Consider the following 13,514-nt stretch of genomic DNA (forward strand, 5'->3'; position numbering starts at 1 on the left):
GCGGCTGAAAACGGGCGGAAGCCATGCCTTTCGCCCGTTTCGCATGCACATATGACAAAGAGCAGGTAAATACGACTTCCAGGCGACTTATAGGGCAGGAAGATCTTCCCCTGCCCGGCTGTGAATCTCTTGCGGGCATTCCCCCGGATCGCTAACGTCCCGGTATTCGAAACATGCGGTCGCGTGGCGTCCGCACATCCGAGAACGTGTCCCGCCGGCACCCCCTGCATTCCGGCCCCGGGCGGGCACGACGCCTAATCCGCGACTTCGCGGAGCCGGGGACCCATTACCTCGGGGTGAATCGGCGCGACCGGATCCGGTGGCGCCGTAGGGCACTTCCACGCCCGAACCCGTCAGCTAACCCGGTAGGCGGCATGGAAGCAAGGAGTTGACCCGCATGGCCACCGTCTCCCGCGCATCGAGCCTTTCCCCCGCTCCCCGCGGCCGGCCCCACCGGGCCGCGTTCCACCTCCCGGCGGCCGTCAGCCGCTGAAGACGGCGGACTCCCTCCCGCCCCGGACCCCGGTACCGCGACGGGCTCTCCCGCCCCGGACCCGGGCCGCGTCGAAGGCCGGGCCCGGTTCCCCGCGCACGGCGCCTCTCCCGCGGCAGGCCCGCCCTGAACGGCCGCCCGGCATGCCGCGGCCAAATCGGCGCAGGGCACAGCGCCGCGAATCCTCCTCGGTGAAACAGCCCGCCTTCCCCGGCTCCGTACCCGGCGGGCATCCGTACTCCGCATCCTCAGTGGAGGAACAGCATGACCCCCATACCCCGCAAACTGTGCGAGCTGGCCACCGCCGCCGCCCTGCTCACCGCGACCGGCCTGACCCTGCCCGGCTCCGCGTACGCCGACATCCGGCCCACCCTGTCCGCCGAGCAGCAGCGCTCCGCCCCGCTCACCTACGGGCAGGACGTCTCCGGCTACGAGCCCGCCTACGACTGGGCCGCCAGCCCGGCCGAGTTCGGCATCGTCAAGGCGACCGAGGGACTGTCCTTCGTGGACGGCTCCTTCGCCCGGCACTGGCGGGAACTCGCCGACAAGGGCATCGTGCGCGGCGCCTACCACTACGGCCACCCCGCCAACGACCCCGTCGCGGAGGCCGACCACTTCCTCTCCGTGCTGAACGGCCAGCGCGCCAGGGCCGGCGACCTGCTCGTCCTGGACCTGGAGGAGACCGACGGCAGGTCGGTCGAGGAGGTCAACAGCTGGGCCAGGACGTGGCTCGCGCACGTCAAGGCGAAGACCGGCACCACCCCGCTCTTCTACAGCAGCTGGAACTTCGCGAACGTCTACGGCCGGGGCCTGTCCGGCTACCCGCTCTGGGTGGCCAACTACAGCACGGAGAAGGGCAGCATCGACCCGCCCGCCGACTGGAAGACCTGGACCATCCACCAGTACTCCGACAGCCCGGTGGACCAGAACGTCTCCGCCCTCTCCCCCGCCCAGCTCCGCGCCCTCGGCCGCCCGTCCACAGCGGCCTGACCCCCGCCGCGACGCAGGGCCCGCGCGGTCAGCCGGTCCCGCTCCTCAGCATCGAGGCGAGCGAGGCGGCGATGCCGGTCAGCGCCTGCCGCGCCGTGGGCGAGACGCCGAGCATGTCCAGGGAGCCGTGGATCAGCCCGGGAAGCCGGTGCCGGACCACCGGCACGCCGGCCGCGTCCAGGGCGTCGGCGTACGCCTCCCCCTCGTCCCGCAGCGGGTCGTAGTCGGCGGTGACGACGATCGCGGGCGGGGCGCCGGCCAGGTCGGGGGCGCGCAACGGGGAGACGCGGGCGTCGTGCGGGTCGCCGCCGCCGGACAGGTAGTTGCCGAAGCACCACAGGACGTCGGGCATCTCCAGGTGGTAGCCGGCGCCGCACTCCTTGCGGGACGGGTAGAGCTCCGGGCTCGGGTCGAGATCGGTCGCCGGGTAGACGAGGAGCTGGGCGGCGAGCCGCGGGCCGTCCTCCCGGCTCGCCAGGGCGAGGACGGCGGAGAGGTTGCCGCCCGCGCTGTCCCCGCCCACGCAGAGCCGGTCCGGGTCCCCGCCGAGCGAGGCGATGTTCCCGGCCGCCCAGTGGAGCGCCGCCGTACAGTCCTGCGGGCCGGCCGGCCACGGCGCCTCCGGGGCCAGCCGGTAGGCGACGGTCACCACGACCACGCCCGCCTCGGCGCAGAGCTGCCGGGCGATGATGTCCGCCGTGTCCAGGCTGCCGGTGCTCCAGCCGCCGCCGTGCAGCCACAGCAGCGTCGGCACGGCGCCGCCGCGGGCCGGGGGACGGTAGACGCGCGCCGGGAGCGGCACCACGGGGCCGGGGATGACCAGGTCCCGCACCGCCCCGACCTCCGCCCGTTCGGCCGGCGGGCACAGGGTCGCCGCGTCGAACTCGTGCCCGCGGCGGGCCGCCTCCACGGACGAGCCGCCCGCCGGGCGTTCGAACCGCGGGTCGTCGGCCATCCGGTCGAGCAGGCCGGCGATCTCCGGCGCGAGAGGCATGACAGGTTCTTTCACCCCGCGATTCTTGGGCACGGCCGCCGCTGTTCTCAAGTGGTCCCCGCACCACCCTGCGGACCCGTGACGACCGGCGCGGCGGGCCGGCGTGGAAGGGCGAAGGTGAAGGCGTACGTCGCCGCGAGCAGGACGAGGCTGACCCAGACGGTGGCGGTGAAGGCCGCGCCGTACTGCCCGGCCGGTTCGCCGCCCGGCGTGCCGAGGGCGCCGAAGAAGACGGGGCCGATGACGGCGACGCCCACCGAGGCGGCGACCTGGGCGACGGTGTTGAACAGGCCGGAACCGGAGCCCGCGTGCCGGGCGGGGACGCTTTCCAGGGTCAGCTGGGCGAGCGGGGCCACGGTCAGGCCCATGCCCGCGCCGCCGACGACGACGCCGGGCAGGAAGTGCGCCCAGCCGGCATCGGGGGTGGCGGATCCCACGGCGACCGCGAGGAGGACGAAGCCGGCGGCCAGCACGACGAGCCCGATCTGCACGGTGGCCCGGCCGAGCCGCGGCAGCAGCACCGCGGCGCCGAGCCCGGCGGCGCCGGTGGTGGCGATCGGCCAGGGCAGGATCGCCACGCCCGCTCCATCACCTGTGCGGCGCCGGGGTCACGCCTCCGCCCTGGCCGCGCGATGCCATCGCAGGACGCGGCGCTCGACGGCCAGGAAGGCGGCGTTGAAGGCGATGCCCAGCAGGCCGAGGAGCAGCGTCGCCGACCACATGGTGGGGATGTCGACCTCCCCCTGCGCGATGAGCAGCCGGTAGCCGACCCCCTCGGTGCCGCCGAGCAGCTCGGAGACGACCATCATGATGAGCGCGAGGGCGACGCTGAGCCGCAGGCCCGCGAAGATCTTCGGCATCGCGCCGGGCAGGATGATCCTGGTCAGCCGCTGCCGCCTGGAGATCCCGAAGGCCTGCGCGGTCTCCAGGTACTGGCGGTCGATGTGCCGTGCCCCTTCGATGGAGTTGACCAGCACCGGCCACACGACGCCGAAGACGATGGCGGCGAGCTGGGTGGGGGTGCCCACGCCGAACAGCAGCAGGAAGTAGGGCAGCAGCACCGGCGGCGGCAGGGTCCGGCCGAAGTGGATCAGCGGGCCGAGGTACTGCGAAAGCGTGGCCGAGCGGCCGAGCGCCACCCCTGCCGCGATCCCGGCGGCGCACGCCAGGGCCCAGCCGAGCAGCAGGCGGCCCAGGCTGGGCAGCACGTGGACGAGGGCGTCGTCGGTGAGGAACAGCCGCCCGGCGGGCCCGGAGAACCACATCTCGTGCAGCCGGGCCGCGATCTGCGAGGGCGGCGGGAAGTAGACGGCCTGCGCCCGCCGGGCGGCGACCTCCCACAGGACCACCGCGACCGGCACCGGCCACAGCCGGGCGGCGCCGGCGGCCAGGCGGACCGGGAGCCGGCGTCTCATCGGCGCTCCCCGGCGGTGCGGAGGTGGTGCCAGCGGAAGAGCCTGCGCTCGGTGCCGGCCAGGACCGCGTTCACCAGGACGCCGATGACGCCGGTCCACACGATGGCCGCGATCATCGCCACCCGCTGGTTGCCCGCCGACGCCTCGGTCAGGTAGACGCCGATGCCGGTCCCGCCCGCGAACAGCTCCACGCTCACGGCGACGATCAGCGTGACCGACGCGGCGATCCGCACCCCGGTGGCGATGAACGGCGCGGCGCTCGGCAGCGAGACCCGGACGACCACCGCCACCGGGCCGAACCCGAAGCCGCGCAGCGTGTCCTTGGCCACCGGATCGACGTCGCGCATGCCGTACACGGTGTTGAAGAGGATCGGCCACGACGAGGCGAAGACCACCAGGGCGACCTTCGCGTCCCCCGGGTCGAAGAAGAGGAACTGCGCCACCGGGATCAGCGCGACGGCCGGGATGGGCCGGAGGAACTCCACCAGCGGCAGCGCGCTCCGCTCCACCGGTCGCAGCGTGCCGAGCAGCACGCCGAGCGGCACGGCCGCCGCGGCGGCCAGCAGCAGCCCCAGGGCGCAGGCGCCGAGCGTGTCGGCGACGTCGGAGAGGAAGTCGCCGCCGGTCAGCAGCCTGGCCGCCTCGGCGATGACGGCCGAGGCGCGCGGCAGGACGAGCGGGTCGACGACGGTCAGGCTGAGGATCTCCGCCACGAGGAGGAAACCGGCCACGCCCGCCAGGGCGCGCAGGACGGGCCCCCTGGTCATGCCGGGGGTGCCGCGACGAGCTGGGCCGCGTCGATCCGGGTCTTGGTGATCTGGAACTCCGCCAGCAGGTCGACGACCTTCTGCACGCCCCGGACGTCGACGGAGGCGGTGAACTCGCCCAGGCCCATGGCGGCGGCCACGCCGGCCGGGATCTGGGTGTAGGTGGGGATGATCCGGTTGATCGCGTCACGGTCGGTCGCGGCGATCCGCTGCGCCTTGGCCATCGCGCGCTGGAAGGCGGCGGCGGTCTTCGGGTGCCTGCCCACCCAGTCGGCGGTGGCGGCCCAGCCGTCGAGGGGCAGGCCGGCGGTGGGGCCGCTCAGGGTGTCGATGACGACCCGGCCGCCGAGGTCCTCCTTGGCGGCGGTGACGTAGGGCTCGGTCATCCAGGCGGCGTCGACCCGGCCCGCCTTCAGCGCCGCGATCTGCTCGGCGAAGTTGACCGGCACGAACTTCACGTCCGCAGGGGTGAGGCCGGCGGCCCGGAGGTGGGCGCTGACGGTGACCTCGCCCAGCGCCCGCACGGTGTTGACCGCGATCGTCCTGCCCTTGAGCTGCGCGGGCGTGCGGACGGGCGAGTCGGCGGCGACGACCACCCCGCTGATGCCCTCCGCGCCCTGCTGCGAGTTGGTGAGGATCTTCAGACCGGCCACCCGCGAGTCGGAGATGGTGATCAGTGACACGTAACTGGTCAGGAAGGTGTCGATGCCGCCGTTGAGGATCTGCGGCATGACCTGCTGCGGGGCCTGGATCGTCTGGGTCCTGACGCTCAGCCCCTCCTCCTTGAAGAAGCCGCGCTCGACGGCGATGAACAGCGGAGCGGCCGAGGGCACCGGCACGACCCCCACGTTGATCTCGGTCTTCTCCAGACCGCCCGCCGTGCCCGCCGGCTCCCCGCCCCCGGAGCCGCCGCACCCGGCGAGCGCGGCGATCAGGACCAGCCCGGCCATGGAACGTCCGATCCTCATGGGTCTCCTTTGCAGACGACGAGGGCGGTTGTAAGCCTCCGTTGTCATTTTCACCGCCGGCACCGACATTTCCAGCGCAGAAGCGCCCCGAACCCGAATCGGCCCGTACCGGCGGGGACATCCGGCCGGGGCCATGACAGGGGGGCGAAGAGTGTGTTGCGCGTACATGTCGGATGTATTACGGGGGATCTAACGTGCGCTGGAAAGGACCGGTGAGCCAGGTCACAAGGAGCACTCATGGTCACATCCCTCCCAGCGCGGCCCTCCCGGGCCGTCCTCACCCTGCTGGCCGTACTTCTCACCCTGACCGGGCTGGCCGGCACGGCCCTGACCGCGACCCCGGCGCGGGCCGCGTCGCTGGTCCAGGTCACGTCGTTCGGCAGCAACCCCGGCAACCTCGCCATGTACGGCTACCGCCCCGACGGTCTGCCGAACGGCCGCCCGCTCGTGGTGCTGTTGCACGGCTGCACGCAGAACGCCGGCGGCTACTTCGCCAACTCGGGCTGGCGGAAGTTCGCCGACCAGTGGGGGTTCGCCCTGGTGGTGCCGCAGACCAGCAGCGCGAACAACATGTCGAGCTGTTTCAACTGGTTCGAGCCGGGTGACACGACCCGCGGCCAGGGCGAGGCGGCGTCGATCCGCTCCATGGTCTCCTACGCGGTGGCCACCTACGGGTCCGACGCCTCGCGCGTCTACGTCTCCGGCCTGTCCGCCGGCGGTGCGATGACCGCGGTGATGCTGGCCACCTATCCCGACGTCTTCGCCGCCGGGTCGATCGGGGCCGGGCTGGCCTACCGCTGCGCCGCCAGCCTGCTCCAGGCGTCGGGCTGCCAGTACGGCCCCACCAGTAAGACGCCCCAGCAGTGGGGGGACCTGGTGCGCAACGCGTACACGGGCTACTCGGGCCCCTATCCGCGGGTCGCCATCTGGCAGGGCCAGTCCGACTACACGGTGACCCCGGCCAACGGCACCCAGCTTCGTGACCAGTGGACCAACGTGCGCCGCGTCTCGCAGACCCCGACCTCCACCCAGTCGCTCACCGGCGGCACCTCGCTGAAGGTGTACGGCGCCGACGACGTGCGCCTGTACGAGATCGCCGGGATGGGACACGGCCTGCCGGTGGACCCGGGCAACGGCGCCGACCAGTGCGGCGCCGCGGCGGCGTACTTCCTCGACACCATCTGCTCCGCCTACCACGACGCCCGCTTCTTCGGCCTGGACGGCGGCGGCGGTCCCACCACGCCCCCGACGACCACCCCCACCCCGACCCCCACGCCGACGCCGCCCGCGACCTGCGTCCGGGCGAACAACTACGCCCACACCACCGCGGGCCGCGCCTACCAGTCCGGCGGCTCCGTCTTCGCCAACGGCTCCAACCAGGCGATGGGCCTGTGGAACACCTTCGTCGTGCACTCCCTCAAGCAGACCGGCCCCGGCTACTGGGTACTCGCCGACGGCGAGTGCTGACCGCGTCCCCTCTCCTCCGTGGCCCGCGTCCCACCCGGGACGCGGGCCACGCCGCACGGGGATTGCGGACCGATGGTGACCTGAATGGCTCCTAGTGTCGATCGTGTTCGAGCGCCACCTTGGGAGAACCATGAAGATCCACATTGCGTTCGCCGCGGACGTGCGGGCCCGCTTCGCCGAGGTCCCGCCGAACGGCGGCCGGGTGCCGGAGACCTCCACCGTCGCAGGGAGCCGAGTATGACGTCCGACCGCATGACCGACGTGCCGCGGTTCAGCTGGGCGGAGGTGTGCGCCCGGCGGCTGGCCCGGCACGCGCTGGACGCCCCGGCGCGCGACGCCGGGGCCGCGGACGTGGCCACCGCCATGGCCGGCGTGCACGCGCAGGTGCTGTCGGCGGCCGAGCTGGGCCTCGGGCTGCGGATCGCCGGGGCGACCCGGGTCACCGTGCGCGAGGCGCTGTGGACCGGGCACACCCTGGTCAAGACGTTCGGCCCGCGCGGCACCGTGCACCTGCTACCCGCCGCGGACCTGCCGATGTGGACCGGCGCCCTGCCCGCGGTCCCCACTCCGGCCACCCCCTTCTCCGAGCACATCCTGATGACGGACGACCAGACCGAGGAGGTCGTCGAGGCGATCGCCAAGGCGCTGGCGGACGCCGAGCTGACCGTCGACGAGCTGGGCGAGGCGGTGGTCGGCGCCACCGGCTCCTGGGCGGGCGATCTTGTCATCCCGGCGTTCCAGGGGCTGTGGCCGCGCTGGCGGCAGGCCGTGCCGCTGGCCGCGTTCCGGGGCGCCCTGTGCTTCGGGCCGAACCACGGCAGGAAGGCCACCTACACGGGACCGGGCCGCTGGCTGCCCGGCCTGACGCCCGACGCCCCGGAGCAGGCGCTGGCCGCGCTGGTCAGGAGCTTCCTGCACGCGTACGGCCCGGCCACGCCGAAGCGTTTCGGGCACTGGCTGAACGCTCCCGTCCGGTGGGCGGACGCCCTTTTCGCCTCGATGGAGGGCGAGCTTCAGCGGGTCGAGGTCGAAGGGGCGCAGGCGTGGGTGGTGGCCGGTGACGTCGAGGTGCCGTCCGGCCCGCCGCGGGGCGTGCGGCTGCTCCCGTACTTCGACGGCTACGCCTACCGGGTGGGCAACCAGCCGCCCGAGCTGCTCTACCCGGGCCGGGCGGCGGAGCGGGTGCTGAAGGGCAACTTCCAGGCCCTGCTCGTGGACGGGGTGGTCGCCGGGCTGTGGCACCAGCGCCGTTCCGGCCGCCGGACGGACATCACCGTCGAGCCGCTCGTCCCGCTCACCGCCGCGCAACGCGCCGAGCTGGACGAGCAGGCGGAACGCGTGGGCGAGATCATGGAGGCGAAACCACGCCTGACCATCGGCACCGTCACCGTCGGCAGCCACGCCTGACCCGTCCAGGGCTCAGCCTGCCCCGTCCGGGTCCGCACCGGGGCCGCACCGGGGCCGCACCGGGGCCGCACCGGGGCCGCACCGGGGCCGCGTCTGACCGGCGCGGGACGGCGCCGGCTCAGCGGGGCGGTCGCGACCGCCCCGCCTCGGCCGTGCCCACTTCAGGTCGGCCAGTTGCTCGCACACGCTGACGATGTCGAAGGGCTCGACGAAGCCGGGCGCGGCGGCGGCCATCTGGCTCGCGCCGTGCAGCGTCGTGAGCACGGCCTCGGCGGCGCGCACCAGCCGTCCGGCGGCCGGGCGCAGCCGTTCCAGGGCGAGCCCGAGCAGGATCGCGTCGAGCTTCATCAGCTGCGCGAACGCCTGGCGGGTCCGCTCCTCGGCGAGGATCTCGGCCATCAGGTCCATGCCGAGCCGGGCGGAGCCGTACCGCTCGTCGGTGGCGAGCGGCAACCGGGCGACCCAGGTGCGGGCGAACGCGCCGAGCGGGTAGCGGGCGGCGGCGTCCGGCCCCGGCTGCGCGGACCCGGCCGCGAAACGCTCGGCGTCCTCGGCGAGACCGTCGCCATTCAAATGATCGCATCAGGTGATCGCATCATCTGAAATTGAGAGGGTGTCATGACCGTCGTCCCATGCTGCTGTCCATCCCGCGTTACGCACGCGAGGACGCCGACCTGTACGGCACGCCGGTGCGCAGGGGCGAGGCCGTCATGGCCGCGATCGCCGCCGCCAACCGCGACCCGCGCGCCTTCCCCGACCCCGACCGGCTCGACCTCGGCCGGGACCCGGGAGCGCACGGCCACCTGGGTTTCGCGCACGGGCCGCACTTCTGCCTCGGCGCGTCGCTGGCCCGGGTGCAGGTGCAGGTGGCGATCACGGCCCTGCTGCGCCGCTTCCCCGGCCTGGCGGCGGCCGGCGCCCCGGAGGAGAACCGGCGCGCGCTCGACCCGGGCGCCTGGCGGGTGACATCCCTGCCGGTGACCCTGTGACCGGGATGGCACGCCCCGGCGGCCCGCCGGCTCGTCGCGGGCCCGGCCGGGGTGTCCATCTGCGACGAGCGCGTCGGCCCGAGCCTGAAACACTCGGGAAGAAGGGCGCTGCTGCGGGCAAGTAGGGGTGTCATCCTCATCAGCAGCAGCGGAGTACTGCGTGATCACTGTCCACCACGACTTATCGGTACGCGACCCGGAAGGGTTCGGCGCGGCCTTCGACGCCCACTACGAGGAGATCCGCCGCTACATCGGCCGGCGGCTCGACCTCGACACCGCCGAGGACCTCGCCGCCGAGACCTTTCTCATCGCCTTCCGGCGGCGTGACCGCTTCGAGCCCGGCCGCGGCGACCTGCGGCCCTGGCTGTACGGCATCGCGACCAAGCTCATCGGCCGGCACCGCCGGGCGGAACGGCGGCGCTACCAGGCACTGGCCAAGATCGGCCCACCACCCGACGACGGCCACGACCAGCAGGTGGTGGACCGGGTCGCGGCGGGGGTGACGGTGGGCCGGCTCTCGGGGGCGCTGGCCCGGCTGTCCCAGGGTGAGCGCGACGTGGTGCTGCTCATCGCTTACGGCGGCCTCAGCTACGAGGAGATCGCCCAGGCGCTCGGCGTGGCCGGGGGCACAGTGGCCTCCCGGCTCAGCCGGGCCAGGGCGAAGTTGCGCGACTCGCTGGGAGTGGAGGTTTGATGAACGAGTTCAAGCTCATCGACGACGTCATGCCGGATGTGCCTCCGCCGTCCCCCGCGACGATCGCCGCGGCCAGGGCCGGCCTGCGGCCCGGCGCCGGCGGCCGGCCGCGGCTGCGGGGCGCGATCCTCGCGGCGGCGGCCACGGTCGCGCTGATCGCCGCGGTGACGTTGGTCCCCCGGCTGGGCGGCGACGTCACGGCCGTCTCGCCGGCCCGTCCGCCCGTCGTGACCGGCGACGTCAGGACCGACACGGCCAGCCCGCCGGAACGGGTGATCGCCGCGGGCGGGTACGCGGTGTCGGCGTACTGGATCGGGCGCTGGGTGCCGGCCTCCGGGGACGTGCGGGAGCTGCGGCGGACCTGGTACCTCCTCGACCCGCGCACCGCCACCTACCGGGAGACCCCGTGGCGGTGGCTGGACGTGGCGCCCGGCCTGCGGCTGGCCGCGGTGCTGGAGGGCGACCTGCCGTCCAGGCGGGTCGGCATCCTGGACCTGGCCACCCGGGAGGTGCTCGACTGGATCGACCTGGACCATCCCGCCGCCGGGCTGTCCTGGTCGCCCGACGGCAAAAAGATCCTCGCCACCGCCTACGCCCGGCATCCCGACGTCCGGGAGTTCACCGGCGGCGACCCGCTGATGACGAAGGATTCCCCGAGCTCGCGGACCGGGTTCACCGTCATCGACGTGGCGGAGCGGACCACCCGGTTCATCGCGCTGCCCGCGCTGTCGAGGCGCACCGCCGGCCGGCCGGGGAACCAGAACGCGCGGCAGGACCTGCAGTGGAGCCAGGACGGCACGCTGATCTGGGGGCCCACCGACACGCTCCCCGACAAGGTCTTCTACGACCTCGACGGCCGGCCGCACGCGACCCCGGCGGAGCCGTACGTGCACTACGCCAAGGAGAGCACGGTGTCGCCCGACGGCAGGCTGGAGGTGACGGGCCCGCCGTTGGGCGTGCGGGATCGGGCGACCGGGAAGGTCGTCGGCACCCCGGACATCCTCCAGTTCCTGGCCTGGGCCGACAACGACCGCATGATCGCGCTCGGCTGCGCGGACCGCTGCTCGTCCGAGCATCGCAACGGGCTCGTCTTGGTCAGCGCCGACGGCAAGGAGCGGATCCCGCTGTCGGGCGTACGGGAGAACGACGAGATCGGCAGGTGGAACTGGCTGCTCACCCGACGCTGAACCGGTGCGGACATCCCATGTTTCGGGAAGCACGTCCGGCACATGACACGGTGAAATCAGAAATCCTGCCTGATATCAGGCCATAAATACCGAAATTTCGAGTCTTGACAGCAGTCACGTCGGATGTGATCATCACACCGAATTGACCGTGTTATGGACGTGTCCCGGCGGCACCGGCCGGGACACGGCCGCTTCCGGGTTGGCGGGCGGCGACGCCACCCACGACCGCCGCGGGACGCCATGCGACGGCCCCGCGGACCGACGCTCCACCCGTCAACCGGAGGACCGCACTCATGAGACGGATTGTGAGACGAGCCGCGCGCGGGGCGGCCGTCGCCGCTGCCACCTCGGCCCTCGTCATCGCGGGCTCGTTCGCGCCGGGCGCCTCGGCGACCGGCGCGCGGGCCGACGACCCGGTCAGGCCCGGCTGGACCCTGCTGCACTCGGAGAACTTCGCCGCGCCGCTGACCGGCGCCAACGCCCCGTGGGTCCGGGAGACCTACGCCCAGCCGTTCGACACGATCATGGACGACAACGGGCAGTGGTACCGCAACGACTACGGCCCGGCGTGGACCACCGCGTTCAACTCCTTCGCCACCTACCGCAAGGAGTTCCCGGTCGGCCAGGGCGGCTGGCTGACCGCGTCGCTGTCGGCCCGCGACTGGAACAAGGACGGCGTCATCGAGTCCCCGCCGTCGATCACCACCGAAGCCCTCGGCGGCGAGCACGTCGCCGTGCTCGACGTGCCCGACCACACCGGCGGCGCCATCTTCCGGCCCACCAACCCGCTGCCCGACAAGTACCGCATCGAGTACAAGCTCAAGACGCTCGACTTCGGCGGCAAGCGCAACGGCTCCATCTCCTACGACGGGCGGATGAACGGCTACAGCACCCAGGGCTGCAAGACGCAGCACCCCTGGGGCGAAGGGTCGCGCTCCCCCGGCTGGAGCGGGAACGCGGCGGTGCCCTACTGCGAGTGGCAGGACGTGCGGGCCGGGAACTACGGCTACAACGGCTTCCACTTCATGACGATCGTGGACTTCGCCAACCCCGCGCCGCGGAACAACCACTTCTGGCACTACCGGCGCAAGGTGCTGATGGACTCCTTCTCCCAGCATCCGGACCGGGTGGGCTCCGGCACCGGCGGCCGGGTCTGCAACGCGGCCACGAACACGTACTACAACTACCGGGACAGCAGCTTCAACACGGTCAACATGTGGATCAGCGGCCTGCCGAACTGGCGGCCCGGTCCCGGCGGCCTGGCCGGCAACTCGCAGTGGTTCATGACGAGCTGCTCCGGCGGCGCCGCCGAGCAGCAGCTCTCCTCGGCCGCCGAGCTCCAGCCGGAACTGATGCCGAACCAGTACTACACCTTCGCGATCGAGCGTGACGCCACCGGCTACACGCTGGAGGCCAGCGGCAACTTCGCCCGCTCCGGCCAGCGGACGCTGCGCTTCCACCGCCCGTTCGTGGTGAACAACGTGCCGATCTGGCACTACAACGTGAAACCGGGCGAGTATGACGGCCGGTTCAACAGCGACCTGGTGCAGAACGACGCCAACGGCAGCACGACCTGGCCGAACCAGTGGCCGGCGGGCTCCGCCTACCCCGACTACTTCGTGATCGGCGACCTCTACACCAACGTGTACGAGGGCAGCGCCAGCCTCACCGACATTCGCCTCTACGTGCCCGAACAGGCGAGCTCCCCGAACCTCGCGCTCAACAAGCCGGCCACCGCCGACAGCCAGTGCGCCACGGCCGAGGCGCCGGCCAAGGCGGTCAACGGGAGCTGGAGCGGCCCGTCGGACAAGTGGTGCTCGCTGGGCGCCACCAAGTGGCTGCGGGTGGACCTGCAGTCCGAGGCGACTGTGCGGCGCTTCGTCGTGCGGCACTCCGGCGCCGGCGGGGAGAAGGCGAGCTGGAACACCCGCGACTTCGACCTCCAGGTGTCCACCAACGGCACGACCTGGAACACGGTCGCGTCGGTCCGCGGCAACACCGCCGACGTCACCACCCACACGGTCGACGCCGTCCAGGCCAGATACGTGCGGGTCAACGTGCTGAGACCGACGAACGACACCGACAACGCCGCCAGGATCTTCGAACTGGAGGTGTACGCCGGCTGACCGGCGGCCACGGCGTT

General features: G+C 72.7%; 13 protein-coding genes and 1 riboswitch. Of the genes, 7 read left to right on the plus strand and 6 right to left on the minus strand.

Annotation, left to right across the window (positions count from 1 at the left end; translation table 11 throughout):
- Positions 1–241: 241 nt before the first annotated feature.
- Positions 242–387, plus strand: a riboswitch (cyclic di-AMP (ydaO/yuaA leader).
- Positions 388–757: 370 nt separating this feature from the next.
- Positions 758–1,483 carry a glycoside hydrolase family 25 protein gene (locus QSK26_RS10850; protein WP_285774913.1) on the plus strand — a complete coding sequence of 242 codons (726 nt, stop codon included), beginning with the start codon at positions 758–760 and terminating at the stop codon, positions 1,481–1,483.
- Positions 1,484–1,511: 28 nt separating this feature from the next.
- Here the strand turns inward: QSK26_RS10850 and QSK26_RS10855 are convergent, their stop codons facing one another.
- From QSK26_RS10855 to QSK26_RS10875, 5 genes are read right to left on the minus strand one after another with little or no spacing between them, the layout of a single operon-like run.
- Positions 1,512–2,477, minus strand: coding sequence for an alpha/beta hydrolase (locus tag QSK26_RS10855; protein WP_285774914.1), 966 nt, complete (start codon positions 2,475–2,477; stop codon positions 1,512–1,514).
- Between the two features lie 47 nt (positions 2,478–2,524).
- Complete coding sequence (locus QSK26_RS10860; RefSeq protein ID WP_285774915.1) at positions 2,525–3,055, minus strand: MFS transporter; 531 nt, start codon at positions 3,053–3,055, stop codon at positions 2,525–2,527.
- Between the two features lie 30 nt (positions 3,056–3,085).
- Complete coding sequence (locus QSK26_RS10865) at positions 3,086–3,892, minus strand: ABC transporter permease (protein WP_285774916.1); 807 nt, start codon at positions 3,890–3,892, stop codon at positions 3,086–3,088.
- Positions 3,889–4,659, minus strand: coding sequence for an ABC transporter permease (locus QSK26_RS10870; protein WP_285774917.1), 771 nt, complete (start codon positions 4,657–4,659; stop codon positions 3,889–3,891). The genes QSK26_RS10865 and QSK26_RS10870 overlap by 4 nt, the downstream gene beginning before the upstream one ends.
- Positions 4,656–5,627 carry an ABC transporter substrate-binding protein gene (locus QSK26_RS10875; RefSeq protein ID WP_285774918.1) on the minus strand — a complete coding sequence of 324 codons (972 nt, stop codon included), beginning with the start codon at positions 5,625–5,627 and terminating at the stop codon, positions 4,656–4,658. The genes QSK26_RS10870 and QSK26_RS10875 overlap by 4 nt, the downstream gene beginning before the upstream one ends.
- Positions 5,628–5,864: 237 nt before the next feature.
- On the opposite strand from QSK26_RS10875, the gene QSK26_RS10880 reads away from it, so the two are divergent.
- A complete protein-coding gene (locus tag QSK26_RS10880) occupies positions 5,865–7,094 on the plus strand; it encodes an extracellular catalytic domain type 1 short-chain-length polyhydroxyalkanoate depolymerase (RefSeq protein WP_285774919.1) in 1,230 nt (409 codons plus the stop codon).
- A gap of 237 nt (positions 7,095–7,331) precedes the next feature.
- A complete protein-coding gene (locus tag QSK26_RS10885) occupies positions 7,332–8,501 on the plus strand; it encodes a winged helix DNA-binding domain-containing protein (protein ID WP_285774920.1) in 1,170 nt (389 codons plus the stop codon).
- A 12-nt stretch (positions 8,502–8,513) separates the two neighbouring features.
- Here the strand turns inward: QSK26_RS10885 and QSK26_RS41740 are convergent, their stop codons facing one another.
- Positions 8,514–9,074, minus strand: a complete 561-nt coding sequence (locus QSK26_RS41740) for a hypothetical protein (RefSeq protein ID WP_352244307.1) — start codon at positions 9,072–9,074, stop codon at positions 8,514–8,516.
- A gap of 59 nt (positions 9,075–9,133) precedes the next feature.
- On the opposite strand from QSK26_RS41740, the gene QSK26_RS10895 reads away from it, so the two are divergent.
- From QSK26_RS10895 to QSK26_RS10910, 4 genes are all read left to right on the plus strand, one after another.
- On the plus strand, positions 9,134–9,490 hold the full coding sequence (locus QSK26_RS10895) for a cytochrome P450 (RefSeq protein ID WP_285774921.1): 357 nt from the start codon (positions 9,134–9,136) through the stop codon (positions 9,488–9,490).
- A gap of 160 nt (positions 9,491–9,650) precedes the next feature.
- The gene (locus QSK26_RS10900) at positions 9,651–10,184 is read left to right on the plus strand and encodes an RNA polymerase sigma factor (protein WP_285774922.1); all 534 of its coding nucleotides are present in this window, start codon (positions 9,651–9,653) and stop codon (positions 10,182–10,184) included.
- Complete coding sequence (locus QSK26_RS10905; RefSeq protein ID WP_285774923.1) at positions 10,184–11,371, plus strand: hypothetical protein; 1,188 nt, start codon at positions 10,184–10,186, stop codon at positions 11,369–11,371. Before QSK26_RS10900 ends, QSK26_RS10905 begins: the two co-directional genes overlap by 1 nt.
- A 293-nt stretch (positions 11,372–11,664) precedes the next feature.
- Positions 11,665–13,497 (plus strand): discoidin domain-containing protein, encoded by a 1,833-nt coding sequence (locus QSK26_RS10910; RefSeq protein WP_285774924.1) that lies wholly within the window; start codon positions 11,665–11,667, stop codon positions 13,495–13,497.
- Positions 13,498–13,514 lie beyond the last annotated feature (17 nt).

This window comes from Microtetraspora sp. NBRC 13810 (assembly GCF_030268685.1).
Lineage (GTDB): Bacteria > Actinomycetota > Actinomycetes > Streptosporangiales > Streptosporangiaceae > BSRQ01.

Excerpts from the sequence above, each read along its gene's own strand:
- QSK26_RS10850 (WP_285774913.1), top strand. The coding sequence starts at position 758 with ATGACCCCCATACCCCGCAAACTGTGCGAGCTGGCCACCGCCGCCGCC.
- QSK26_RS10855 (WP_285774914.1), bottom strand. The coding sequence starts at position 2,477 with ATGCCTCTCGCGCCGGAGATCGCCGGCCTGCTCGACCGGATGGCCGAC.
- QSK26_RS10865 (WP_285774916.1), bottom strand. The coding sequence starts at position 3,892 with ATGAGACGCCGGCTCCCGGTCCGCCTGGCCGCCGGCGCCGCCCGGCTG.
- QSK26_RS10870 (WP_285774917.1), bottom strand. The coding sequence starts at position 4,659 with ATGACCAGGGGGCCCGTCCTGCGCGCCCTGGCGGGCGTGGCCGGTTTC.
- QSK26_RS10875 (WP_285774918.1), bottom strand. The coding sequence starts at position 5,627 with ATGAGGATCGGACGTTCCATGGCCGGGCTGGTCCTGATCGCCGCGCTC.
- QSK26_RS10880 (WP_285774919.1), top strand. The coding sequence starts at position 5,865 with ATGGTCACATCCCTCCCAGCGCGGCCCTCCCGGGCCGTCCTCACCCTG.
- QSK26_RS10885 (WP_285774920.1), top strand. The coding sequence starts at position 7,332 with ATGACGTCCGACCGCATGACCGACGTGCCGCGGTTCAGCTGGGCGGAG.
- QSK26_RS10895 (WP_285774921.1), top strand. The coding sequence starts at position 9,134 with ATGCTGCTGTCCATCCCGCGTTACGCACGCGAGGACGCCGACCTGTAC.
- QSK26_RS10905 (WP_285774923.1), top strand. The coding sequence starts at position 10,184 with ATGAACGAGTTCAAGCTCATCGACGACGTCATGCCGGATGTGCCTCCG.
- QSK26_RS10910 (WP_285774924.1), top strand. The coding sequence starts at position 11,665 with ATGAGACGGATTGTGAGACGAGCCGCGCGCGGGGCGGCCGTCGCCGCT.